This window comes from Qipengyuania gelatinilytica, assembly GCF_019711315.1.
Lineage (GTDB): Bacteria > Pseudomonadota > Alphaproteobacteria > Sphingomonadales > Sphingomonadaceae > Qipengyuania > Qipengyuania gelatinilytica.
In genome coordinates, this window is record NZ_CP081294.1 from 590,710 (window position 1) to 614,225 (window position 23,516).

The window sequence follows — 23,516 nt, forward strand, 5'->3', positions numbered from 1 at the left end:
CCGCGAATTCGCAAGATTCGAAAAGGTCCGGAAACACGCAATTGCGCGGCGATTTGGTTAATCGCCGCGCGCGCTTTTCGATTCTGAAATAAACCTATTCGAGTTCGAGGATGACCTCGTCCACGGCAAGGCTGTCGCCCTCGCCTGCATTGATCTTGCCGACCGTCGCCTGCTTTTCGGCGCGGAGGATGTTTTCCATCTTCATGGCCTCGACCGTGGCGAGCGGCTGTCCGGGCTGGACTTCCTCGCCCTCGGCCACGTGCAGCTTCACCAGCAGCCCCGGCATCGGACAAATCAGCATCTTGGAAAGATCGGGCGGTTCCTTCTCGATCATGTGACCGGCAAGGGCGGCGATCCGCGTCTGGAGGATGCGGAGGGTATGCGTCGCACCGCGCGTAGTCATCTTGTAGCCCGTGCGGGTGGGTGCGAGCTGGATCGTGTAGATATCCACCTTCTCGTCATCCTCGCCTGCATCATTATCCCACAGCGCGACATCCACCATCGGCTCGCCGGGCGTGTACTGCATTTCGATCGTAACCTGTTCGCCATCGACCGTGAGCGCATTCTCCTCCAGCACGACCTCGTGCGTGGTCGAACCTTCCTCGCGTTCGCCGATGCGGATCGTCCAGTCGCCCGGCGCGTATTCGTCGCCATCGAGCTGCTGGTTGATCCGGCGCGCGCGGTCCGCATCGGCCGTCGCGATCACGCCGCCCACGGCGGCCAGGACGCTCTTCAGCTGGTCGCTTGCCGGCGCGCCCTCGAAACCTTCGGGATATTCCTCGGCGATGAAGCCGGTGGTGAGCTCACCCGAACGGAAGCGCTCGTGCTGCATGATCGCGCTGAGGAAATCGACATTGTGGCCAAGTCCCTCGATACGGAAGGCGTCGAGAGCGGCGACCTGCAGGTCGGCTGCCTCGTCACGCGTCTCGCCCCATGTGATCAGCTTGGCGATCATGGGGTCGTAGAACATCGACACTTCACCGCCTTCGAATACGCCATCGTCGACGCGGATGCCGTCGATCCCGCGACGGCCGTTTTCCTCGCCGTCATCGGCCCAGGGCTCGACCGGAGGCTGGTAACGCAAGAGGCGACCAGTCGAGGGCAGGAAGCCGCGATAGGGGTCTTCGGCATAGACGCGGTTTTCGATCGCCCAGCCGTCGATCTTTACATCGTCCTGCTTGATCTGGAGCTCTTCGCCTGCCGCAACGCGGATCATCTGCTCGACGAGATCGACACCGGTGATAGCTTCGGTCACCGGATGTTCCACCTGCAGGCGGGTGTTCATTTCGAGGAAGTAGAAGCTCTCGCCCGTCGGATCGGCACCCGAGACGATCAGCTCGACCGTCCCGGCGCTGTGATAATTGACCGCCTTGGACAATGCGACGCACTGTTCGCCCATGGCCTTGCGCATCTTGGGCGTCACGAAGGGCGACGGCGCCTCTTCCACGACCTTCTGGTGGCGGCGCTGGATCGAGCATTCGCGCTCGTTCAAGTAGATCACGTTGCCGTGCTTGTCGCCGAGGATCTGGATCTCGATGTGGCGCGGGTTCTCGATGAATTTCTCGATGAAGACGCGGTCATCGCCGAAGGAGTTGAGACCTTCGCGCTTGGTCGCCTCGAAGCCTTCGCGCACATCCTTCTCGCTCCACGCGAGGCGCATGCCCTTGCCGCCGCCGCCGGCGCTGGCCTTCATCATCACCGGATAGCCGATGTCGTTGCTGATCTCGACCGCGTGGTCGGTATCGCGGATTTCGCCCACGAAGCCGGGGACGACATTCACGCCCGCTTCCTTCGCCAGCTTCTTGGATTCGATCTTGTCGCCCATCGCAGCGATGGCATTGGTCGGCGGGCCGATGAAAGCGATGTTCTCCGCCTCAAGCGCCTCGACGAAGCTCGCGCGTTCGGACAGGAAGCCATAGCCCGGATGCACCGCTTCGGCGCCGGTTTGCTTGCAGGCGTCGATGATCTTGTCCGCGATCAGGTAGCTTTCCGCCGCAGGAGCGGGCCCGATATGTACCGCCTCGTCCGCCATGCGCACGAAAGGCGCGCGGGCATCGGCATCGGAATAGACGGCAACCGTCTGGATACCCATGCGCTTGGCGGTCTTGATGACGCGGCAGGCAATCTCGCCGCGGTTTGCAATCAGGATCTTGGAAAACAATCGGGCCTCCGAAAGGCAGGTGTACAAACGTATGCACGCCCATGCCGTAGCGGAGGCCCGGTATCAAGGCAGATGCCTCAATCGCGGTCGATATGACCGATATGGCGCTGTTGACGCGCGATCAGGGAATCGAATTCTTCCCAGATGGCTTTCGCCTTGTCCTCGCCGCCTGCCTGGCGGATAAACTCGGCTTCCCACTTCTTGCCTTCGGGGTTTTCACTCCAGCCCATGGCAGCGATGCCCTGTCGCATCGGCAGGGCGACGATCGAATCCCATTCGCCGGTAGCCATGTGGAAATCGATCACGCCGCTCTGCCCGAGAGCTTCATCGACCTTCTGGAACATCTCGATGATCTCATGAGCACGTTCGCCCTTGCCCGGTTTCCACTTCATCAAGTTGATCCGGTACCAGTCGAGCTCTGCCAGTACGGGTTCTTCGTGATTGTCTGCAAATGCCGGCGCTGCCGGAATTGCAAGGCCGATTGCGGCCACAGCGAGTACAAGCTTCTTCATACAGTCCACTCCCCTGTAAAGGAACGCGACCCCGAGAAGCGACCCGGAACCCGATCCTTGATTGGGATCGGAACAAGGGGGAAAACAGGCTTCAGAAGCGATAAAGTCAATTGCCCATGGCCGGGGCAGGAGGGTTACTCCCGATGCGCCACATAGCCTGCCAGCGCGTGGGCATAGGCCTGTGCGCCGCGGCGGCCGCCTTCGCCTTCGAGCAGCGAGGTGACGGCAGTGGCGAGACGCTGCTGGTTCTCGTGTGAAAGTTCGCCCAGCGGCGAGACATAAATGCCGATGGTGAAGAGGATCGCGTTGGTTTCCGAAAGGCGGCGCAGGGTTTGCCGTTCGGAGCGCACGAACAGGGTCTCGCCTGCATTGTTGGGCGTGACATGGGCGAAAGCTTGCTCGGGCGGCCCGGCCACCCAACGCTTCTCGCCAGTGGCGGCGATGAACCAGTTGCAGCGCCCGTAGATTGCGCCCGGTTTGAGCTTGGCCATGAAATGATCGACCCCGCTCGCAAGCTGCTCCTCATAGCCCTGGATCGGCGCATGAAGTGCGCGCAAGGGGAGGCCCATCTTGTCGGCGGGCGTCCAGTCGGAAGGCCATGCGACGGCTGCGCCGACAACGCGATATTGATCTTCACCGGGACGCAAAGTGAGGAGGCACATGTCCTCGTGATGCGCTGCGGCGGCTTCGGGCAGGCCGCCGGTGAGGCCAAGCATGGCGGCAAGTTCTGCCCCCGCAGCGTCACCCTCGGAAGAGGTCTTGATGCCTTCAGGAAAGTCCTCGAACCCCGCCGCGCGCGCAGCAAGGTCGGGATCGGGCTGGAGCCATGCCCCCTCGTCCAGCTTGGCGAGCCCCATCTTCAGCACGCCGCCCCCCCGCGCCTTGCGCAGCAACGCGTCGACGGAGAAGCCAAGCCTCACTCGGCAGGCTCCGCCACCCTGCACGCCCGCATCGGCTCTTCCTGCGCCAGCGCCGTCAGCCCCAGCTTCGCAAACAGCGCCGCGTCGCTGTCGTCGCCTGCGTTCGGAGCGGTCAGCAGCTTGTCGCCGGTGAAGATCGAGTTCGCGCCCGCCATGAAGCACAGCGCCTGCGTGGCTTCGCTCATGCTCTCGCGCCCCGCCGACAGCCGCACCATGCTCATCGGCATGGTGATACGCGACACCGCCACGGTGCGGACGAATTCGATATCGTCGATCTTGGCGAGTGGTGTGTCGGCCAGCATGTCGTCCAGCACCGTCCCCTTGACCGGCACCAGCGCGTTGACCGGCACGCTTTCGGGATGGCGCTCCAGCGTGGCGAGCGTGTGGACGAAGCCCACCCGATCCTCGCGCGTTTCGCCCATGCCCACGATCCCGCCGCTGCACACATTGATGCCCGCATCGCGCACGTTCTGCAGCGTATCGAGCCGGTCCTGGTAATTGCGGGTCGATATCACGCGCTCGTAATATTCGGGGCCCGTGTCGACATTGTGGTTGTAGTAATCGAGACCTGCTTCTTTCAGCATATCCGCCTGCTTCGGCGTCAGCATGCCCAATGTCATGCAGGTCTCCAGCCCCATGGCGCGCACGCCCTTCACGATCTCGACGATCGCGGGCATGTCGCGGTCCTTGGGATTGCGCCACGCCGCGCCCATGCAGAAACGCTGGGAGCCTGAATCCTTGGCCTGCGCCGCGCGCTGGAGGACCGATTGCACCTCCATCAGCTTGGTCGCCTCGACCCCGCTATCGGCTTTCACGGACTGCGAACAATAGCCGCAATCCTCCGGACACCCGCCGGTCTTGATCGACAGCAGCGTGCAGAGCTGGATCTGCTCGGGCGGATGAAACTCGCGGTGGATGGTGGCGGCTTGGAACAGCAGTTCGGTAAAGGGAAGGTCGAACAGCCCCGCGATTTCCTCGCCGGTCCAGTCGGTGCGGATTTGGGTCATTGAACCTCGAATTGTGCTTCGTAAGAGCGAAAGATGGTTTGCAAATTGCTTAGGCGATTGCCGATAAGGCGAGCGTTGCAAAGCCAGTAGTTGGCACTCGCTCCCCATCCACCGCGTGAATCACGCGCTTCCAAGGAGCATTGATGATTGCGGTACAATTCCCAAGCGCGCTGCGATTCCATGAGGTCGGTGACGATATCGGTGCCATCGCATTGCGGACTACTTTCAGTGTCAGCGGTAGCTGAGCATCTCGAAATTTCTTCCTTGGAGATGAGCATGGCAACCTGCTCGTATTTGCGAACCGACATGGCCAGCTGGGCTTCCGCGCGTTTCGAAAGAGCTTGCGCGCAATTGAATTCATTGGGGTAGGCGTCGTTCGCACAAAAATGAGCCGCTTTTGAATACTGCTGCCCGACCGACAACCCCTCGTCGGCAAAGATGGCTTGGACACCGTCTTCGGCCAAGGCTGGAGGTCCGATCAGCAATGCTGATGCAGCCATGAGCAACGATAGTTTCTTCACTCCGCCGCCTCGTCCAGATCCTCGCCTGCAGGCGGCATATTGTGACCGAGCAGGCGCAGTACGTCCGCCGCGCATTCCACCACATTGCTGCCCGGGCCGTAGATGCCCTGCACCCCGGCATCGCGCAGAAAGTCGTAATCTTTCTGAGGGATCACGCCGCCGGCGATGACCTTGATGTCGCTGCGGCCCGCGTCTTTCAGAAGGCCGATCAGTTCGGGGATGAGCGTCTTGTGACCCGCCGCAAGGCTGCTCGCGCCGATGGCGTCGACATCGTTTTCGAGCGCCATGTCGCGCGTTTCCTCCGGCGTCTGGAACAGCGGGCCGGAGACGACCTCGAAACCCATGTCGGCAAAGGCGGAGGCGATGACATTGGCGCCGCGGTCGTGGCCGTCCTGGCCCATCTTGGCGACCATCAGTTTCGGCGCGCGGCCCAAACGGCGTTCGACCGCCTTCACGCCCGCAACAACCTGCTGGTAGCGGGCGTCTTCCGAATAGGCCTGCGAATACACGCCGCGAACGGGCTTCGGCATGGTGTCGTAGCGGCCGTAGGCGTCTTCCATCGCCTGGCTGATTTCGCCCAGCGTCGCATCGTGGCGGGCAGCCTCGACCGCGAGTTCGAGCAGATTGCCTTCGCGCTGTCCCGCACCGCGTGCAAGCGCATCGAGCGCGGCCCGGCAGGCGAACTCGTCGCGTCCTTCGCGCACCTTCTTGAGGCGTGCGATCTGGCTCTGGCGAACGGCGTGGTTGTCGATGTCGAGCGTGTCGATATCGGCCTCTTCGGCGAGGCGGTACTTGTTCACGCCGACGATCACGGTCTCGCCCTTGTCGACGCTTGCCTGCTTCGCTGCGGCCGCTTCCTCGATCTGCGCCTTGGGTTTGCCGCTGGCGACATATTCGGTCATGCCGCCTGACGCTTCGACCTCGTCGAGCATGGCCTTGGCCTGCTCCACCAGCGCGGCGGTGAGGCTTTCGATGTAATAGCTGCCGCCCAAGGGATCGGCGACATTGGTGATACCGGTCTCCTCCTGGATCACCAGCTGCGTGTTGCGCGCAATGCGGGCGCTGAAATCGGTCGGCAGCGCGATCGCTTCGTCCAGCGCGTTGGTGTGAAGCGACTGCGTGCCGCCCAGCACCGCTGCCATCGCCTCGATCGTGGTGCGGATGACGTTGTTATAGGGGTCCTGCTCCTGCAACGAGACACCCGAAGTCTGGCAGTGCGTGCGCAGCATCTTCGACTTGGGGTTCTGCGCGCCGAGGTCGGTCATGACATCGTGCCACAATGCACGCGCGGCGCGCATCTTGGCGATCTCCATGAAGAAGTTCATGCCGATGCCCCAGAAGAAGGACAGGCGCGGCGCGAAAGCGTCGATATCGAGGCCCGCTTCCATCGCGCGCTTGGCGTATTCCTTGCCGTCGGCAATGGTGAAGGCGAGCTCCTGCACCGCCGTCGCCCCGGCCTCGTGCATGTGGTAGCCCGAGATCGAAATGCTGTTGAATTTCGGCATGTTGGCCGAGGTATATGCGATGATGTCGGAGACGATCCGCATGCTCGGTTCGGGCGGGTAGATATAGGTGTTGCGGACCATGAACTCCTTGAGGATGTCGTTCTGGATGGTCCCGGCAAGCTTGTCCTGCGAAACGCCCTGCCGCTCCGCCGCGACGATGTAGAAGGCCAGCACGGGGATCACCGCGCCGTTCATCGTCATGCTGACGCTCATCGTGTCGAGCGGGATCTGGTCGAACAGGATTTCCATGTCGCGCACGGTATCGATCGCGACGCCCGCCTTGCCGACATCGCCAACTACGCGCGGGTGGTCGCTGTCATAGCCGCGGTGGGTGGCAAGGTCGAAAGCGACGCTCAGCCCCTTCTGACCCGCCGCGAGGTTGCGGCGATAGAAGGCGTTCGATTCCTCGGCGGTGGAGAAACCCGCATACTGGCGGATGGTCCACGGACGGCCGGTGTACATCGAGGCATAGGGTCCGCGCGTGAACGGCGCGATGCCGGGAACGCCGGGGTCGAGATCGGCGGTGTCCTCGCTGGTATAGAGCGGCTTCACCGCAATGCCTTCAGGCGTGTGCCAAGTCAGGTCGCGCCCCTTCACCTCCTTGTCGGCGAGGGGCTTCCAGTCTTCGTATTTGGGTGCATCGGTCATGGCCGATCCCCTAACCGCATTCCTATGCGCAGAAAAGCCGGTGCTTAGAAAAGCTCGTCGAGAGGCGGCAGACCCGGCTCGGTCCAGGCGGGTGCTGCGCGCAATTCTTCCTGCGTCATCTCGCCATGGATCGCGAACCAGCGGTCGTACTGGTGCGCCGTTGCAAACCAGTAGAGCCCGCCCAGCGCGATCACTGCTACGACCCAGAGGCTTTTGACGAACCGCGCCGCCGACATCCCCTCGCGCCCCGCTATCCATAGGGTACCAAGGGCTGTCCATGCCCCCAGACCCAGAAAGCCCCAGCCGACCCAGCGATAATATTTCCCCAGCTCGGGATCGGGCGGCCAGTTGCGGCGGATATAATTGGTGGATTCAAGGCCGGGGCCGAAAAACTCGACATAACCTGCGCCGAATATGAAGGCGGTGAGAGCGACGAGCGCAACCACGCCGCCCCAGCCCTCGGATCGTTCCTCCGCCCTGCGGCGGTCTTCCTTGAGCCCTTGCAGGAAACCCTTCCAGCTGAACGGCTTGGCCTCGTTCCATTCGAAGAGATGCCGCTCCCTCTTGCGCGTCATGGCACAGGATCAGTTCGACCAGTGCGCGCCCGATTTGGGCGTTTCCATGATCTCGGTCAGCTGGCCCATCATGTCCTTGGGGTGGAGGAAGAAGATGGGCGTGCCATGCGCGCCGATGCGCGTGGGGCCGAGGATGCGCTTGCCCATGTCCTCGAACCATTTGCGCGCGTCCTCGGTGTCCTCGACCTCGTAGCAGACGTGGTGCTGCCCGCCGGCGGGGTTCTTTTCGAGGAACTTGGCGATCGGGCTGTCGGGGCCGAGCGGCTCGATCAGCTCGATCTGCGTGCCATTCGTGCCGTTCTCGCCGGGCGTGTCGACGAAGCAGACTTTCACCCCCTGCGCCTCGAGATCGAAGGGCTTGTGGAACGAGGTCGCGCCCATGACATCACGGTAATAGCGGATCGATTCTTCGATCGAGGGCGTGGCGACGCCGATGTGGTTGAGACGGCCGAGTTTCATAACGCTTCCCAATAAATTGCCAGAATGAGGCCGAGGCCAAGCAAAGATAATATCGTGGTGATGATCATCTGCACATAGAATGCACCGCGGTCTTCCTCACGATCGAAAAACACAAGCAGACGCGATGGAAATCGCACGATCTTTCCTGTGGCCAATGCTCCGATCATGTTCGCAGCCCATCCGGCGATGATCCCAAAAATCAGCAGTTTGGCCAGCGCATCCATATCACAGCGGAATATTGTCGTGCTTCTTCCACGGGTTCTCGAGTTGCTTAGTCCGCAGCTTACGTAGTCCCAGCGCGATCCGCTTCCGCGTCGAGTGCGGGTAGATCACCTCGTCGATATAACCACGGCTCGCCGCCACGAATGGGTTGGCGAAGCGGTCTTCGTATTCCTTGGTTTTCTCCGCGATCTTGTCCGGATCGTCGCGGTCCTGGCGGAAAATGATCTCCACCGCGCCCTTTGCACCCATCACGGCGATTTCGGCGGTGGGCCAGGCGTAATTGAGGTCGCCGCGCAGGTGCTTGGACGCCATCACGTCATAGGCGCCGCCATAGGCCTTGCGGGTGATCACGGTGATCTTCGGCACGGTCGCCTCGGCATAGGCGAAGAGCAGCTTCGCGCCGTGCTTGATGATGCCGTTATGCTCCTGCGCCGTGCCGGGAAGGAAGCCGGGCACATCGACGAAGGTCAGGATCGGGATTTCGAAGGCATCGCAGAACCGCACGAAGCGCGCGGCCTTTTTGGAGGAGTTGATGTCGAGCACGCCAGCGAGCACCATCGGCTGGTTTGCCACCACGCCCACCGTGCGCCCTTCCACCCGGCCGAAGCCGCAGATGATGTTGGCGGCATGGTTCGGCTGCACTTCGAAGAAATCGCCCTCGTCCAGCGTCTTCCGGATGACTTCGTGCATGTCATAGGGCTGGTTGGCGTTGTCGGGGATCAGCGTGTCGAGGCTTTCCTCCATGCGGTCCCACGGGTCGCTGGTCGGGCGCTCGGGCACTTCCTCGCGGTTCGACAGCGGCAGGTAATCGAAGAAATCGCGCGTCGCGAGCAGCGTCTCGATGTCGTTCTCGAAGCTGTTGTCGGCGACGCTGGTCTTGGTGGTGTGCGTTTTCGCGCCGCCCAGTTCTTCCTGCGTGACGACCTCGTTGGTCACCGTCTTCACCACGTCGGGCCCGGTGACGAACATGTAGCTGCTGTCCTCCACCATGAAGATGAAGTCGGTCATCGCGGGCGAGTACACCGCGCCGCCCGCGCACGGCCCCATGATGAGGCTGATCTGCGGCACCACGCCGCTGGCGAGAACGTTGCGCTGGAACACCTCGGCATAGCCGCCCAAGGAGGCCACGCCTTCCTGGATACGCGCACCGCCGGAATCGTTGAGGCCGATCACCGGCGCGCCGACCTTCATCGCGGTGTCCATAACCTTGCAAATCTTTTCTGCATGGCGCTTGGAAAGAGAGCCGCCGAAGACGGTGAAATCCTGGGAGAAAACATAGACGAGGCGGCCGTTGATCGTGCCGCTGCCAGTAACTACGCCGTCGCCCGGAATACGCTGCTCTGCCATGCCGAAATCGACGCAGTCATGTTCCACATAGCGGTCGAGCTCTTCGAAACTGCCTTCATCCAGCAGCACATCGAGCCGCTCGCGCGCGGTCAGCTTGCCCTTGGCGTGCTGCGCGGCGATGCGTTTCTCGCCCCCGCCAAGCTCGGCAGCTTCGCGGCGACGTTCCATTTCGGCGATATTGGCGGACATGTTCTCTCCGTTTGGTCTCTCGGCCAAGCGCCTAGAGCGGGGAGCGTGGCAACGTCAATCGCCGCCCGCCTCTTCTTCCTCGTCGCCGGGCCGATATTCGAGGATATCGCCGGGCTGGCAATCCAGCTCGCGGCACAGTGCGTTCAATGTCTTGTAGCGCACGCCCTGCACCTTGCCCGTCTTGAGCAGCGAAAGGTTGGTGTTCGAAATGCCGATGCGGTCGGCCAGCTCTTTCAAGCTGACCTTCCGCTTCGCCATCATCACATCGAGATTGGTAACAATCGCCATCAGACCACACTCTCGCTGTCCTTGCGGAAGTTCATGCCCAACTGGAATGCCGAGGCGCAAAGGAAGGCGATAAACGCCATCAGCAGGTGAACGATAGGCGGGTCGTATTCGAGCCAGATGTTCTCGGCACCTTTCGCGTCCCAGCTGATCGAAGGGTGTACTTCGATACCTTCGACCGGCGGCAGGGCGTTCAGCATGGCAGCCTGGATCACGATGGTGGCGACAACCGAGACAAGGCTGCCGATAAGAAGATACCAGCCGATCGTGCGCAGCGCGCCGACATTGGCTTCGCAGAAGACTTCACCTGTCGCGATACGGCCAAGGATGCCGCGAAGTTTGACGAAGGATGCAAGCATGAGGCCCAGCACCGCGAGGCGCGCTGCCCAATAGAACGCATTGGTCAGGTACAGCCCCTCGACCGTGAGGTTGCCGGTCTTCTTGGCGAAGCTGGCAAAATCGCCAAGCGCAGTCTCCGGTCCGGGAAGACCCGTTGCTTCCCAGCTCACACTGCCGAAAGTGTTGCCGGCGATAGAGCCGAAAAGCTGGATCAGCGATGCCAGGATCACCAGCGCGAAAAGCAGAACCAGCGCATCCACGAAGCGCCGTACCCAAATTGCATTCATTATCTTGCCCTCAATCTGTTCGGATGAGGGCCTCTAGCGCCATAGAATAACGATTCGCAAGATATTTTTTATGTTTTACGTAAATTCAATGTCGCATCACGCTAACTTCGCATTGCAGAGATCAGGAACTCCACATTGCCTTCGGGGCCTGTAATCGGGCTCTCGACAATGCCCTGGACCTCGAAACCGAGCTCCTCGACCCAGTCCCGGACTTCGTCGCATACGCGCTGGTGAAGTGCGGGGTCGCTGACGACGCCCTTCTTGCCCACTTCCTCCCGCCCGACCTCGAATTGCGGTTTGATCAAGGCAACGAGCCGACACTCGCGCTGCGCCAGTTCGAGCGGGCGTTCGAGCACCTTTGCAAGGCCGATGAAGCTTGCATCGCACACCACCCATGTGACGGGCCGGTCGATCATCTCGGGCGTCAGGATGCGTGCGCTAGTCTGTTCGAGCACGGTGACACGCTCGTCCTGCCGCAGCTTCCATGCGAGCTGGTTGGTGCCGCTATCGACTGCGAAGACATGTTCCGCCCCGCCCTGGAGCAGCACATCGGTGAAGCCGCCGGTCGAGCTGCCGATATCCATCGCGGTGACGCCCTTGGGGTCAAGCCCGAAGTGTTCGATCGCATGCGCCAGCTTGATCCCGCCGCGACTGACCCATGGATGATCGCGCCCGCGCACGTCGAGTGGGACGTCTTCGGCCATCTGCTGTCCGGGCTTGGCCAGCTTCTGCTCGCCGGAGAAAACCAGCCCCGCCATGACCAGCGCCTGCGCCCGCGTCCGGCTCTCGACAAGCCCGCGGTCCACCAGCATCTGATCGAGGCGACGTTTCTTTGCCATTGGAAACATAGCCGTTAGCGAGCATTGGTGAGGCATGAAAGCCTCGTATACCGCCCTTGCCCGCTCGATCTTTCTTTCCAGCGTGCTGTGTGTCGCCGCCTGCGTGCCCGCCCCGGACTCCACACCCGCACCCAGTCCGAGCCCGGCTGCACAGGCATCCGCTCCTGCGCCTGCCCACACTCCCACGCCAACGGCTGCGTCATCGCCTGCGCCGATTACCGAGGTCGAATTCGAAGACTGGATAAACGAACCGCGTTCGGCTGGTGAATGGATTTTCGACGACGAACGCGATGAGGCACTCGCCGTCTATCGCACCGACGCGATGGTCCCGCTGTTCTTCATGCGCTGCGAGAAAGCCACCAAGAGGTTCGGTTTCGCGCGCCCATCGGCAAGCTCGACCCCGCTGGTCATGCAGATCAGAACCGAAACCATGGACCGCGCCTTCGAGACCGAACCGCTGGAGGACCCGGCGCTGGCGACAGTGATGCTTTCATCGAACGATCGCCTTCTGGACGCCATGGCTGTGACCCGCGGACGATTCGCTGTGGAAACTTCAGGGATGCGCACACTTTACCTGCCGCCATGGGCAGAGGTGACCCGTGTCATCGAGGCCTGCCGCTGAGCCGATTCCCTGTGCGGATTACCGACTGCGACGGGTTACCATTTCAGGCATGAAAAAGGCCCGGAAAACGCTCCGAGCCACAAACGCCAATTCTGACGTGGGAAAACTTTTTTGCAAGGGTTGTTTTAAGACCCAAAACGACTCAAATTGTACTCAAGATCAGCGGCGAACGCGGTCTTGGACCCCGGTGATACGGCGGTTCTTAGCTCACAAGCGCGAAAGGAGGTGATCCGATGTCTCATGGTTCAGCAGAGAGGTCGGCAAGTTTCCGCGCGAGGTACTATCGGTAGGCAGATACCCTTAGAGACTTCGTGAGCGGCACTTCCGCCGCTGACCATGCGAAGGGCAGCACACCTCCGGGTGTCGCTGCCCTTCTCATTTTGGGCTGCATACTTGCACCAAGGCTCCCTTCCCACTAACCGCGCGGGCATGGAATTCGAGCATCTCCCCCACCCCGCCCCGACGCCTGCCGACACGCGCGAACAGGCGCTGAAAGACCCCGGTTTCGGCAAGCTGTTCACCGACCACATGGTCGTGATCGACTATGACGAGGAAAAGGGCGGCTGGCACAAGGCGACGCTGGGCCCGCGCGAGGCGATCAGCCTCGATCCGGCAGCGGCCGTGCTCCACTACGCCCAGGAAATCTTCGAGGGGATGAAGGCCTACAAGCAGGGTGACGATACGCTCGCCCTCTTCCGCCCCGAGCAGAACGCGCGCCGCTTCAACGAGAGCGCACGCCGCATGGCGATGCCCGACCTTCCCGAGAGGCTGTTCCTCGAATCGATCCGCCAGCTGGTCGCTGCGGACCGTGACTGGGTGCCGGGCGATCCCGATGGCTCGCTCTACCTGCGTCCCTTCATGTTTGCATCCGAAGCCTTCCTCGGCGTGCGACCGGCAAAGCAGTATAAGTACATCCTGATCGCCAGCCCCGTCGGCCCCTATTTCAAGGGCGGCGCGAAGCCGGTGAAGATCTGGGTCAGCCGCAACTACACGCGCGCCGCCCCCGGCGGCACCGGTGCGGCCAAGACTGGCGGCAACTATGCTGCCAGCCTCGTCCCGCAGGCCGAAGGCATCGAAAACAGCTGCGACCAGGTGGTCTTCCTCGATGCGGTCGAGAAGAAGTGGGTCGAGGAACTGGGCGGTATGAACCTGTTCTTCGTCTTCGATGATGGCACCGTGATTACTCCGCCGCTCACCGGCACGATCCTGCCCGGCATTACCCGCAACAGCCTGATCGAGCTGCTGCGCGAAGAAGGCCTGCAGGTGCGCGAAGAGCCTTACAGCATCGACCAGTGGCGCGCCGATGCGGTCACCGGCAAGCTGCTCGAGACCATGGCCTGCGGCACGGCAGCCGTCGTGACCCCGGTCGGTACCGTGCTCGGTCCCGATGGAGAGTTCACTATCGGCTCCGGCGGCACCGGCCAGATGACCAACAAGATCCGCGAGCGGCTCGTCGGCATCCAGAAGGGCAGCGTCGAGGACACCCATGGTTGGGTGACGAAGTTGTGAGGCAATCTGGCCCCGCGAAGGGCGGAGTACTCTCAGCGGTGGTCGTGCTGATCGCTTTGCTAGTGATCGGATATGGCCTCTTCTGGGTCATGACTGCCGAACCGCAACCCGCCAAACAGATTACCGGTACCGTCGAATCCTTCGGCATGGCGGCGAGCTACAACGGCAACAGCCCGCTGGCCCGAGTGCGGCTCGTCGACGGATCGACCAGGGATGTGCCAATCGACAGCAACATCCAGCAGGGTTGCGAAATCGGCGCCAAAATCGGCTTGGTGCAGACCGGCATGAATATCGAAGTAGCGCCCGGCGGCTGTCACGCCTCCTCAGTCACCGGCACCGACAACTGACGGCTCGACCCCGCTGCATTTTCCAAGCCGATCCCGTATCGCGTCGATCAGCCAGCTGGTCGCGGGGCCCGGCCGTGCATCGCGGCGCCATAATGCGCTGAGAATATAGTTCGCGCCGGGCTTCTCGGGCAGGTCGAGCTCGCACAGCCGCCCTTCTTCGATATCGCCGCTGACCATATGGCGCGGCATGTTGCCCCAGCCGATCCCTTCCTTGAGCAGCGCATGTTTTGCGCCGAGGTCGGCGAGCCGCCAGCTCTCGGGCGCAAGGACCGAAAACTCGCGCCCTTCGGTCAGCGGCGAACGGTCGGTGAGCACGAGCTGGAGGTGCTTGCGGCTCTCCCCCGGCTTGATGCCCGAGCGTGACAGCGGATGGTCGGGCGCTGCAACCGGAACCAGCTCCACCGCGCCGATGGCCTGCCGTTCGAGCTCGGGGTGATCGGCCATGACCGGACCTCCGATCGCAAGGTCGGCACTTTCATCGAGCAGGCAGGCGGCGACGGCACCGAGTGCTTCCACCTGCAATCGCAGGGCGACATTGGGATACATTCGCCGGAACTCGCGCAGGACGCTCGCCGTGACCTCGCCGGGGAGCATGACGTCGACAACCAGAGAGACCTCGCTTTCCAGCCCTGCGTGCAAGCCTTGGGTCTTCGCGAGCAGCGTATCTATGCCGTCGGCGACCGCCTTGGCCTCTGCCAGCAGGCCCTTTCCCTCCTCGGTCAGCACCGGCCTGCGCGAACCTTCGCGGGCAAACAGGGTGACGCCCAGCTGGGCTTCCATCTGGGCGATACCGTAGCTGACGGCAGACACCGCCCTCCCCATCTTTCGCGCGGCCGCACCAAAGCTGCCTTCCTCGGCCACCGCGAGGAAGATGCGCAATTGATCGAGACTTGGTTCGCCCAGCTTCATTGTTCGTATTTCCTGAACATCTTAGCGCATTTTATCGCAGTTATCGGAACACGGCGCAACGTCTATCTCTTGGTCCAACAGAGCATTCTCCCAAGGAGACCAAGCATGATCGAACATCGTCCCTTTAGCACCCTCGGCAAGGCCAATCACGGCTGGCTCGATGCGAACCACCATTTTTCCTTCGCCGGCTATCACGATCCCTCCCGCGTCAACTGGGGCGCGCTGCGCGTCTGGAACGACGACAAGATCGCTCCGAAAAGCGGCTTTCCGACCCATCCGCACAATGACATGGAAATCATCACTTATGTCCGCACCGGTGCCATCACCCACCGCGACAGCATGGGCAATGAAGGCCGCACCGAAGCGGGCGACGTGCAGGTCATGAGCGCAGGACGCGGTGTGGCGCATTCGGAAATGAACCTCGAGGACGAGGAAACCACCCTCTTCCAGATCTGGATCATCCCCTCGGAACGCGGAGGCGACCCCGGCTGGGGCGCGCGCCAGTTCCCCAAGGGCGACCGTGCGGGCCAGTTCGTGCCGCTAGCCAGCGGCGTGGCCAATGACGAGGACGCGCTGCCGATCCGCACCGATGCCCGCGTTCTGGGCGCGACGGTCAAAGCTGGCGAGAGCGTCACGTACACACCGCGCACCGCCGACCGTCACCTCTACCTCGTCCCCGCCACCGGCAGCATCCGCGTGGGCGACATCGAGGCACAGGCCCGCGACGGTCTCGCCATCACCAAGGAAGACAGCATCACCATCACCGCGCTCGAGGACAGCGAACTCGTCCTCGTCGACGCGGCCTGATCAGGAGACACAGACATGAGCACTATCCTTCACATCACTGCCAGCATCCGCGACGGCGAGAGCGTCTCGCGCAGCCTTGGCAACAAGCTGGTTGACGGCTTGGCCACCAAGAAGGGCGCGGATGTGGTCACTCGCGACCTGTCGAAGAACGACATTCCCTTCATCGATGCCGAGCGTTTCGCCGCCAATCTTGCGCCCTATGCCGAACGCTCCGACGACCAGCACCAACTCGCCAAGATCGCCGACAAACTGATCGAGGAGCTGAAGGCTGCCGATACGCTGGTCTTCAGTGTGCCCATCTATAACTTCTCCGTCCCTGCAACGGTGAAGGCATGGGCCGATCTCGTTGCCCGCGCCGGCACGACCTTCCAGTACACGGCGAATGGTCCCGAAGGCCTTCTCACTGGCAAGAAGGCCTACATCACCGCGGCATCGGGCGGAACGCCGGTTGGCAGCGACATGGATTTCATGACCCCTTGGCTCAAGTTCTTCCTCGGCTTCCTCGGCATCCATGACGTCGAGCTGGTCGCAGCAGATGGCATCATGGGCGAAGGCGGCGAAGAGAAGATCGCCGAAGCCCACGAAGAGGTCGAACGCCTCGCCGCCTGATCAGGCCGGTTTGTGAGCCGCCAAAATCTCGCGCCGCTTCTGGATTTCGTAATATTCAGGGCGGCGCGGGTATTTGACGGTAAGCAGCAGGGCCAGAGCAACCGACAGCCCGGTCCCCACGATGATGAAGATCGACGGCAGCCCTCCCAAGGCATCGGTCTTGCCGAGCATGAAGGCTCCGAAAGAGATGCCGAAGTTGGAAACCGCCATGTAGATAGTGAACTGCGTGGCTGCGACAGTCGGATCGCACAGGCGCATGGAAATCGGCAGCAGGGCAACCGTGATCAGCATATCCAGCGGTATCCAGAAATACACAAAGGCCATGAACACCGCCGAGTTGCTCCAGTACCCGACGCCCAGATACATTACGGCGCACAGGGCGATGCCCGATGCGATCCACATGATACCGATCCGCTTCGCGCCGAACTTGTCTCCCAGCCATCCTCCCAGCGTAATGCACAACACGCCCGCCAGCAGGCCGGCCGTCGCAGTGAGGCTGGAAATTTCCGAAGTATCCCAGCCGGCGTAATTGGCCCCGATCAGCGGAGTGGCGCCGGTGAAGCCGCCATAGAGGACACCTCGTCCGAATAGGCATGGTATCCAGAGCAGGCTGACCAGCCTGCGCATCGAATTGAACGTCGCCTTCAGGAGCGGCCACCAGGCATCGAGCTGGATAGCGAGATTGCGTTCATGGGCCTGACCGGTCGACCACGGCAGCGATCGTTCGCCGCTGCGTTCCCTGAATGAAGCGATGTAGATGCAGAGCGCGAAGATCAGGGCCGAAACGATCAGGAATGCCGCGGGCGCGCCGAAATCCTCGATCACGAACCCGCAAATGGCCGTGGCAGCGGCAATGCCGATCGCCTGACCGCCGAACATCATCCCCGAGCCCCGCGCGCGTTCGTCCTCGGTCATGATGTCTACCGCAAGACCGTCGACCGCAACGTCCTGAAAGGTTGTCGCCATGTTCACCGCGAATCCGATACCGCCGAGGATCGCGACATCGGTAACGGCGGGATCGACCAGCGCCCCGATCACGAGGAATGCGATCATCACGATCTGCGCCCCGAGGATCCACGCCCTGCGCCGTCCCATCGGAAGGAAGGTGTAGCGGTCCATGATGAAGCCGTTCACCAGCTTGAGCGACCACGGCAGCGCCGTCAGCGCAGCGACCGAGCCGACATCGGCGGCTGGCGCACCGTTCACCGCCATCCATGCCGGAATGGCGAACCAGAACAGCCCGATGGGCATCCCCTGCCCCACATAAAGGATGAAGAGTGTGAACAGCCGCAGTCGCTGGTTGTTTTCCAGGATCATCGAATTGCCCGACGCGGCAGACGCCATCGCTACCCCCCTTGAAAGAGTGTCGGCTGGCTCTGTGCCCTTGGCCGATCGCGTCCCTACGATCCGATTGAGGGCAAGCTGCCCTATTGCAGCCGAGGCTGCAAGGTCAGCCGGGCAGGTTGCGGCGCAGGTCTTCGAGCCACAGATCCGCTACGGCATCGCTTGGTGCACGCCAGTCACCACGCGGCGACAAGGCACCGCCAGCGCTGACCTTCGGCCCGTTGGGAAGCGCGCTGCGCTTGAACTGGCTGAAACCGAAGAAGCGTTTCACGAAGTTTTCCAGCCACTTCGCAATCGTAGCGAGGTCGTATTCGTTTTTCGCGTCCTCGGGGAAATCGATCGGCCACTGACCAGCCTCAGCGTCCTTCCACGCATGCCAGGCGAGGAAGGCGACATGGCTGGGACTTTGTCCCCAGCGGATAACGTGATGCAGGAAAAAATCGTTGAGTTCGTAAGGTCCGATGATCGACTGCGTGCTTTGGATCGACCCGTCTTCGCCAGCGGGCACGAGTTCGGGGCTGATTTCCGTATCGAGAATGTCGAGCAGGACCTCATCCACGCCGTTATCGAATTGGTGGGTCGTGGTGGTCCAGCGGATGAGGTACTGGATCAGCGTTTTCGGCACGCCCGCATTGACGCCATAATGGCTCATCTGGTCGCCAACCCCATAGGTGCACCAGCCGAGCGCCAGTTCGGACAGATCGCCCGTCCCGATAACCCAGCCGCCGTGCTGTCCGGCAAGACGGAAGAGGTAGTCGGTGCGAAGGCCCGCCTGCACATTCTCGAAGGTCACGTCATAGACCGGCTCGCCATCGGCAAAGGCGTGGCCGATATTTTCCAGCATCAAGGTGGCAGTCGGCTTGATGTCGATCTCTTCGGCGGTGATGCCGAATGCCTTCATCAGCTTCCATGCATTGGACTTGGTCCCATCAGAAGTCGCGAAGCCGGGCATGGTATAGCCGCGAATATCGGTGCGCGGCATTCCCAACCGGTCCATCGCCTTGGCCGCGACCAGCAGCGCATGGGTGCTATCGAGCCCGCCCGAGATACCGATGGTTAGGCACTTGGGCCGCGTCGCCTCGATCCGGCGCATGAGCGCATCGACCTGGATGTTGAATGCCTCGTAGCAATCCTCGTCCAGCTTCTCGCGCCGGTTGGGCACGAAGGGGAAGCGGCGGACGGGGCGTTCGAGGCCGATGTCCTTGGGAGAATGGCCGTGTTCGAAGCGCACACGGCGATACCAGTCCTCGGGCCGGCCTGCAGCGTCGGCCGCATCGCCCCATGTCTGCATCCGCATGCGTTCGGCAAGAATGCGCTTGGTGTCCACATCGGCAACGCACAGCTCGGGCGCATGGTCGAAGCGCACGCTTTCAACCAGCAGGTCTCCGAGCTCGTAGATCATGCCCTGCCCGTCCCACGCGAGGTCCGTCGTGCTCTCGCCATAGCCGCTGGCCGAATAGGCATAGGCACAGACCGACCGGCTTGAGCTGGCGCGCGTCAGCATGTGGCGCTCGTCCGACTTGCCGATGGTGATGTTGGACGCCGAAAGGTTCAGCAGGACCGTCGCCCCTGCCAGCGCGGCCAGCGTGCCGGGCGGGTTGGGCGACCAGAAATCTTCGCAGATCTCGATACCGAATGTGAAGCCCGGCAGGTCATCGGCATCGAAAACAAGATCTGTACCGAAGGGAACGGTCTTGCCGTTCACTTCGATTTCCAGGCCCACACATTCGCGGCCGTGGCTGAACCAGCGCTTTTCGTAGAATTCGCGATAATTGGGCAGGTAGCTTTTGGGCACGACACCCAGCAGCTTGCCGCGCGCAATCGCCACCGCGCAATTGTATATCCGCCCATTCCGCCGCAGCGGTGCGCCGATTACCAACACCGGCGCTAGATCGCGCGATGCCTCGACGATGTCGGCTAGGTGGCGTTCGACGGCCTCCAGCAGCGCGGTCTGGAGATGCAAATCGTCGATTGCGTAGGACGACAGGCACAGCTCGGGATAGAGCAGCAGGTCCACCCCACGCTCGTGCGCCTTGCGCGCCTGCTCGAGTATCCCTTCCGCATTGTAGGCGACGTCGGCCGTGCGAACTTTCGGCGTTGCGGTCGCCACGCGCACGAAGCCGTGCGTGTGAAGGTCGTAGAAGGGATGCGTATCGCTCTTCGCCATGCGTGAAGTGTCTTTCTTTTCCTGAATGGCAGGTTCGATCCAGTCCGCCGGCTGGCAGATACTCAGCTCTGCGAGCTTGCGCTGGGCACCGGCGCGGGCAATGCGCCCTTTGCTTTCCCAGCCGAAGACGGTCTGCGTCTTGAAACCGTGTCGCGAGGCGAATTCTTCCGCAGAGAGCGGCGGGTCCTGCGCCAGTCGCCAGGCTTTCAGTTTCTGCCCTGCCAGATGCATGGCAGGGCGATTATCTCAAAAGGATAATTACCGCAAGGACGATGCTCATGCTGCCAGAAGTTCGGCGGCCGCAGGGCTTTCCTGCAACAGGCTGAGCAAGCCGCGTTCTTCGCGGGTCAGCCATTGTGTCGCGCGGGGAAGCTGGAGGCCTTCGCGCCAGTCTTCCTGACGGTCGACGAGGTCGATCACAGCAGGATGGATATAGCTCTTGCGCGTAACAGCAGGCGTATTGCCCAGCTGTTCGGCGACGCATTCGAGCAATGCCTTCATCGGCATCCGCCCCTCACCCGTGCGCAGGCATTCGAACCCCATGACGCTGGCGTGCCAGGTGCGGAAATTCTTCGCGGTGAAGCGTTCTCCCATGCAGGCTTCGAGATATTCGTTCACGTCGCTTGAACCAACGACCTGCACGTCTCCGTCCTCGTCGACATATTTGAAGACGTTCTGACCCGGAAGATCCTGCATGTTGCGCACCATGCGAGCGAGACTACCGTCGGTCAGCGTGACCTCGCGCATCTTGCCCGATTTGCCCTTGTAGCGCAGCTTCAATGTCTTGCCGGTCACCTCGGCATGCCGGCGACGCAGGGTGGTGGCCCCGTAGCTATTGTTCCGTTCGGCATACCCCTCGTTCCCGACGCGGACCGCGCCCAGATCGAGCAGGCGAACGACGCTCGCCACGGCACGCTCGCGCGTGAGCTTGCGTCCGCGCAGGTCTTCTTCCACCTTCTTGCGCACCAGCGGAAGGAGTTGTCCGAAGGCCAGGCACTTGTCGAACTTCTCGCTCTCGCGCTGGCTGCGGAATTCGGGATGATAGCGGTATTGCTTGCGACCCTTGGCATCCACGCCGGTGGCAAGGATATGTCCATTGGGAGCCGGGCAGAACCACGCATCGATATAGGCCGGTGGCAAGGCGATCGCATTGAGGCGCTTCTTCTCTGCCCGGTCGGTAATCAGTTCGCCCGTAGGGTCGTAATAGGCCCACCCCTTACCCGCACCCTTGCGGGTGATACCGGGCAGTTGATCGTCGACATAGATGAGCTTCGTCATGGCGAAGGGAAGAACCGTGGCGAGGCTGTATCCGTTCCCCACCTTGCGACGAACGGTTGGGCGTAATAGCGACCCAGCCAACAGGAGATGAGATTTGGCCGATCCGACCTACACACCGCCCGAAGTCTGGACCCACGACGCCGAAAACGGCGGCAAGTTCGCCAATATCAACCGCCCCACGGCAGGCGCGCGAGAAGATAAGGACCTGCCCACAGGCGAGCATGATTTCCAGCTCTATTCGCTTGCCACGCCCAACGGTGTGAAGGCGACCGTCATGCTCGAAGAGCTTCTCGAAGCAGGGCACTCGGGTGCCGAGTATGACGCCTACACGATCAACATCGGCGACGGCGTCCAGTTCACCAGCGGCTTTGTCGATGTGAACCCCAACAGCAAGATCCCTGCCCTGCTCGATCGCAGCGGCGAAACGCCCGTTCGCATCTTCGAAAGCGGTGCGATCCTGCTGCATCTGGCCGAGAAATTCGGCGCCTTCCTTCCCACCGATCATACCCGCGCAGAAGTGCTGAGCTGGCTGTTCTGGCAGATCGGCAGCGCCCCCTTCATCGGCGGCGGTTTCGGCCACTTCTACGCCTATGCGCCGGAGAAGTACGAATACCCGATCAACCGCTATGCGATGGAAGTGAAGCGCCTGTTCGACGTTGCCGACCAGCGCCTCGCCAAGACCGAATATCTCGGCGGTGACGAATACACGGTCGCCGATATCGCGGCCTGGCCGTGGCTGGCACCTTTCGTCGAAGGCACGATCTATGGCGAGGCGCGCAAGTTCCTCTCGATCGACGAATACGAGAACGTCGGACGCTGGGCCAGACAGATTGCTGCACGTCCCGCAGTGAAGCGCGGACGCATCGTCAACAAGGCCTGGGGCGACGAGGATACGCAGCTCCTCGAACGCCACTCCGCCGCCGATTTCGAGGGCAAGAAGCTCTGATCAGGCCAGTTCGCGGGCAAGGCGCTCCATGAAGCGGGCGCCTTCCTCGAACTGCGATATCGCAAGCCATTCGTCGGGCTGGTGCGCCTGCTCGATCGACCCCGGCCCGCAGATCAGCGTCGGGAAGCCGGCCCTCTGGAATTGCCCGCCCTCCGCGCCATAGGCCACTTGCGAAGGCGCGGTATTCTCGCCTGTCAGCTTGCGGACGAACTCCACGGCGTCATCGCTGCCCGCATGCGTCATCGCAGGCGCGGATGCGAGCTGCTGCAACTCCACACCGGTGGCGGGAAACTTCGCCTTCATTTCCGCATCGACCTTGCCGCAGAGCTCCCTGAAGGGCTCGATCGCGGCGTCCGGATCGACATCGGGCGGGCACCTCAGGTCGAACACGAAACGTGCATGCCCGGCAAGGATGTTGACCGCCGTCCCGCCCTGCATCTCGCCGATGGTAAGCGTCGCCTGCGGCGGATCGAAGCCATTGTCCGGATTGGCGCAAGCCTCGAGCTCGCGCGCGATCTCGGCCAGCTTCGACATCAGGTGAACCGCAACCATGTTGGCCGAAATGCCGTGGTCGACCAGCGAGCTATGCGCCTCGTGCCCCCGGATATTCACCTCGAAAGCGCAAATTCCCTTGTGGCCGGTGATGATCTTCATGCTGCTCGGTTCGCCGATGACGGCAAGGCGCGGCGCGGGAATGGTGACAGCCATCCGTTCGATCATGGCGGGTGCCCCCTTGCAGCCGACTTCCTCGTCATAGCTGATCGCCAGATGGACCGGCCTCGACCCTTTCACGAACTGCGGGACCCATGCCAGCGCGAGGGCAAGGAAACCCTTCATGTCGCAGGTCCCGCGCCCGAAGTATTTCCCGTCGGCTTCCCGGACGATCCACGGATCGCTGCTCCAGTCCTGCCCTTCCACCGGCACCACGTCGCTATGTCCTGAAAGGATGACCCCACCCTCGACCACCTGGCCGCAGGTGGCGAACAGGTTTGCCTTGTCGCCGCCCTCGTTCGGCACCCTGTTCGAGGCGATGCCATGTTCGCCCAGATAGGCCTCGACCCACTCGATCAGTGCAAGGTTGCTGCGCGCCGAAGTGGTGTCGAATGCCACCAGCGTTTCGAGGATCGATCGTGCCTTGGCCAAGTCCGTCATGAAAAGCGCT

Annotated in this window: 24 protein-coding genes; 6 read left to right on the forward strand and 18 right to left on the reverse strand. The window is 62.1% G+C overall.

The genetic code is table 11. The annotated features are described in order from the left end of the window. Positions 1 to 94: 94 nt before the first annotated feature. From K3136_RS02905 to K3136_RS02965, 13 genes are all read right to left on the reverse strand, one after another. Positions 95 to 2,161: an acetyl-CoA carboxylase biotin carboxylase subunit gene (locus K3136_RS02905; protein WP_221431421.1), complete on the reverse strand. Its 2,067-nt coding sequence runs from the start codon at positions 2,159 to 2,161 to the stop codon at positions 95 to 97. A 77-nt stretch (positions 2,162 to 2,238) separates the two neighbouring features. Further along, a complete protein-coding gene (locus tag K3136_RS02910; protein ID WP_221431422.1) occupies positions 2,239 to 2,673 on the reverse strand; it encodes a hypothetical protein in 435 nt (144 codons plus the stop codon). A gap of 134 nt (positions 2,674 to 2,807) precedes the next feature. Next, a complete protein-coding gene (locus K3136_RS02915) occupies positions 2,808 to 3,593 on the reverse strand; it encodes a heme-dependent oxidative N-demethylase family protein (RefSeq protein WP_221431423.1) in 786 nt (261 codons plus the stop codon). Next, entirely contained in the window at positions 3,590 to 4,600 is a 1,011-nt protein-coding gene (gene bioB / locus K3136_RS02920; RefSeq protein WP_221431424.1) for a biotin synthase BioB, read from the reverse strand. Before bioB ends, K3136_RS02915 begins: the two co-directional genes overlap by 4 nt. Beyond that, positions 4,597 to 5,100, reverse strand: a complete 504-nt coding sequence (locus K3136_RS02925) for a lysozyme inhibitor LprI family protein (RefSeq protein ID WP_221431425.1) — start codon at positions 5,098 to 5,100, stop codon at positions 4,597 to 4,599. Before K3136_RS02925 ends, bioB begins: the two co-directional genes overlap by 4 nt. Before the next feature lie 17 nt (positions 5,101 to 5,117). Further along, on the reverse strand, positions 5,118 to 7,274 hold the full coding sequence (scpA, locus tag K3136_RS02930; RefSeq protein ID WP_221431426.1) for a methylmalonyl-CoA mutase: 2,157 nt from the start codon (positions 7,272 to 7,274) through the stop codon (positions 5,118 to 5,120). A 44-nt stretch (positions 7,275 to 7,318) separates the two neighbouring features. Further along, positions 7,319 to 7,849, reverse strand: a complete 531-nt coding sequence (locus K3136_RS02935) for a hypothetical protein (RefSeq protein WP_221431427.1) — start codon at positions 7,847 to 7,849, stop codon at positions 7,319 to 7,321. A 9-nt stretch (positions 7,850 to 7,858) separates the two neighbouring features. Next, positions 7,859 to 8,308 carry a methylmalonyl-CoA epimerase gene (gene mce / locus K3136_RS02940; protein ID WP_221431428.1) on the reverse strand — a complete coding sequence of 150 codons (450 nt, stop codon included), beginning with the start codon at positions 8,306 to 8,308 and terminating at the stop codon, positions 7,859 to 7,861. After that, positions 8,305 to 8,532, reverse strand: a complete 228-nt coding sequence (locus K3136_RS02945) for a hypothetical protein (RefSeq protein WP_221431429.1) — start codon at positions 8,530 to 8,532, stop codon at positions 8,305 to 8,307. Before K3136_RS02945 ends, mce begins: the two co-directional genes overlap by 4 nt. 1 nt (position 8,533) lies before the next feature. Beyond that, positions 8,534 to 10,066: an acyl-CoA carboxylase subunit beta gene (locus K3136_RS02950; protein WP_221431430.1), complete on the reverse strand. Its 1,533-nt coding sequence runs from the start codon at positions 10,064 to 10,066 to the stop codon at positions 8,534 to 8,536. A 54-nt stretch (positions 10,067 to 10,120) separates the two neighbouring features. Next, a complete protein-coding gene (locus K3136_RS02955) occupies positions 10,121 to 10,354 on the reverse strand; it encodes a helix-turn-helix domain-containing protein (RefSeq protein ID WP_221431431.1) in 234 nt (77 codons plus the stop codon). Next, positions 10,354 to 10,977 carry a DUF2975 domain-containing protein gene (locus K3136_RS02960; protein ID WP_221431432.1) on the reverse strand — a complete coding sequence of 208 codons (624 nt, stop codon included), beginning with the start codon at positions 10,975 to 10,977 and terminating at the stop codon, positions 10,354 to 10,356. The genes K3136_RS02955 and K3136_RS02960 overlap by 1 nt, the downstream gene beginning before the upstream one ends. A 101-nt stretch (positions 10,978 to 11,078) precedes the next feature. Then, a complete protein-coding gene (locus K3136_RS02965; protein WP_221431433.1) occupies positions 11,079 to 11,816 on the reverse strand; it encodes a TlyA family RNA methyltransferase in 738 nt (245 codons plus the stop codon). A gap of 34 nt (positions 11,817 to 11,850) precedes the next feature. On the opposite strand from K3136_RS02965, the gene K3136_RS02970 reads away from it, so the two are divergent. The 3 genes from K3136_RS02970 to K3136_RS02980 all read left to right on the forward strand — a co-directional run bounded on the left by K3136_RS02970 (position 11,851) and on the right by K3136_RS02980 (position 14,294). After that, positions 11,851 to 12,438 carry a hypothetical protein gene (locus tag K3136_RS02970; RefSeq protein ID WP_221431434.1) on the forward strand — a complete coding sequence of 196 codons (588 nt, stop codon included), beginning with the start codon at positions 11,851 to 11,853 and terminating at the stop codon, positions 12,436 to 12,438. 429 nt (positions 12,439 to 12,867) lie between these two features. Further along, positions 12,868 to 13,947 (forward strand): branched-chain amino acid aminotransferase, encoded by a 1,080-nt coding sequence (locus tag K3136_RS02975; RefSeq protein WP_221431435.1) that lies wholly within the window; start codon positions 12,868 to 12,870, stop codon positions 13,945 to 13,947. A gap of 44 nt (positions 13,948 to 13,991) precedes the next feature. After that, positions 13,992 to 14,294: a hypothetical protein gene (locus K3136_RS02980; RefSeq protein WP_221431436.1), complete on the forward strand. Its 303-nt coding sequence runs from the start codon at positions 13,992 to 13,994 to the stop codon at positions 14,292 to 14,294. On the opposite strand, the gene K3136_RS02985 is transcribed toward K3136_RS02980, so the two are convergent. Continuing rightward, positions 14,271 to 15,203, reverse strand: a complete 933-nt coding sequence (locus tag K3136_RS02985; RefSeq protein ID WP_221431437.1) for a LysR family transcriptional regulator — start codon at positions 15,201 to 15,203, stop codon at positions 14,271 to 14,273. The two genes, K3136_RS02980 and K3136_RS02985, sit on opposite strands and share 24 nt — an antisense overlap. Before the next feature lie 105 nt (positions 15,204 to 15,308). On the opposite strand from K3136_RS02985, the gene K3136_RS02990 reads away from it, so the two are divergent. Both K3136_RS02990 and K3136_RS02995 read left to right on the forward strand, forming a co-directional pair. Next, positions 15,309 to 16,010: a pirin family protein gene (locus K3136_RS02990; protein WP_221431438.1), complete on the forward strand. Its 702-nt coding sequence runs from the start codon at positions 15,309 to 15,311 to the stop codon at positions 16,008 to 16,010. Positions 16,011 to 16,025: 15 nt separating this feature from the next. Next, positions 16,026 to 16,619, forward strand: a complete 594-nt coding sequence (locus K3136_RS02995; protein WP_221431439.1) for an FMN-dependent NADH-azoreductase — start codon at positions 16,026 to 16,028, stop codon at positions 16,617 to 16,619. On the opposite strand, the gene K3136_RS03000 is transcribed toward K3136_RS02995, so the two are convergent. The 3 genes from K3136_RS03000 to K3136_RS03010 all read right to left on the reverse strand — a co-directional run bounded on the left by K3136_RS03000 (position 16,620) and on the right by K3136_RS03010 (position 21,408). After that, positions 16,620 to 17,963: an MFS transporter gene (locus K3136_RS03000; RefSeq protein ID WP_221431440.1), complete on the reverse strand. Its 1,344-nt coding sequence runs from the start codon at positions 17,961 to 17,963 to the stop codon at positions 16,620 to 16,622. Between the two features lie 106 nt (positions 17,964 to 18,069). Then, the gene (locus K3136_RS03005) at positions 18,070 to 20,130 is read right to left on the reverse strand and encodes an NAD(+) synthase (RefSeq protein WP_221432188.1); all 2,061 of its coding nucleotides are present in this window, start codon (positions 20,128 to 20,130) and stop codon (positions 18,070 to 18,072) included. 276 nt (positions 20,131 to 20,406) lie between these two features. After that, on the reverse strand, positions 20,407 to 21,408 hold the full coding sequence (locus K3136_RS03010; RefSeq protein WP_221431441.1) for a DNA topoisomerase IB: 1,002 nt from the start codon (positions 21,406 to 21,408) through the stop codon (positions 20,407 to 20,409). Positions 21,409 to 21,502: 94 nt separating this feature from the next. Here K3136_RS03010 and yghU point away from each other — a divergent pair, with 94 nt between their 5' ends. Next, positions 21,503 to 22,354 carry a glutathione-dependent disulfide-bond oxidoreductase gene (gene yghU / locus K3136_RS03015; protein WP_221431442.1) on the forward strand — a complete coding sequence of 284 codons (852 nt, stop codon included), beginning with the start codon at positions 21,503 to 21,505 and terminating at the stop codon, positions 22,352 to 22,354. On the opposite strand, the gene argE is transcribed toward yghU, so the two are convergent. Next, positions 22,355 to 23,506, reverse strand: a complete 1,152-nt coding sequence (argE, locus tag K3136_RS03020) for an acetylornithine deacetylase (RefSeq protein WP_221431443.1) — start codon at positions 23,504 to 23,506, stop codon at positions 22,355 to 22,357. It abuts the gene before it with no gap. Positions 23,507 to 23,516: the final 10 nt, after the last annotated feature.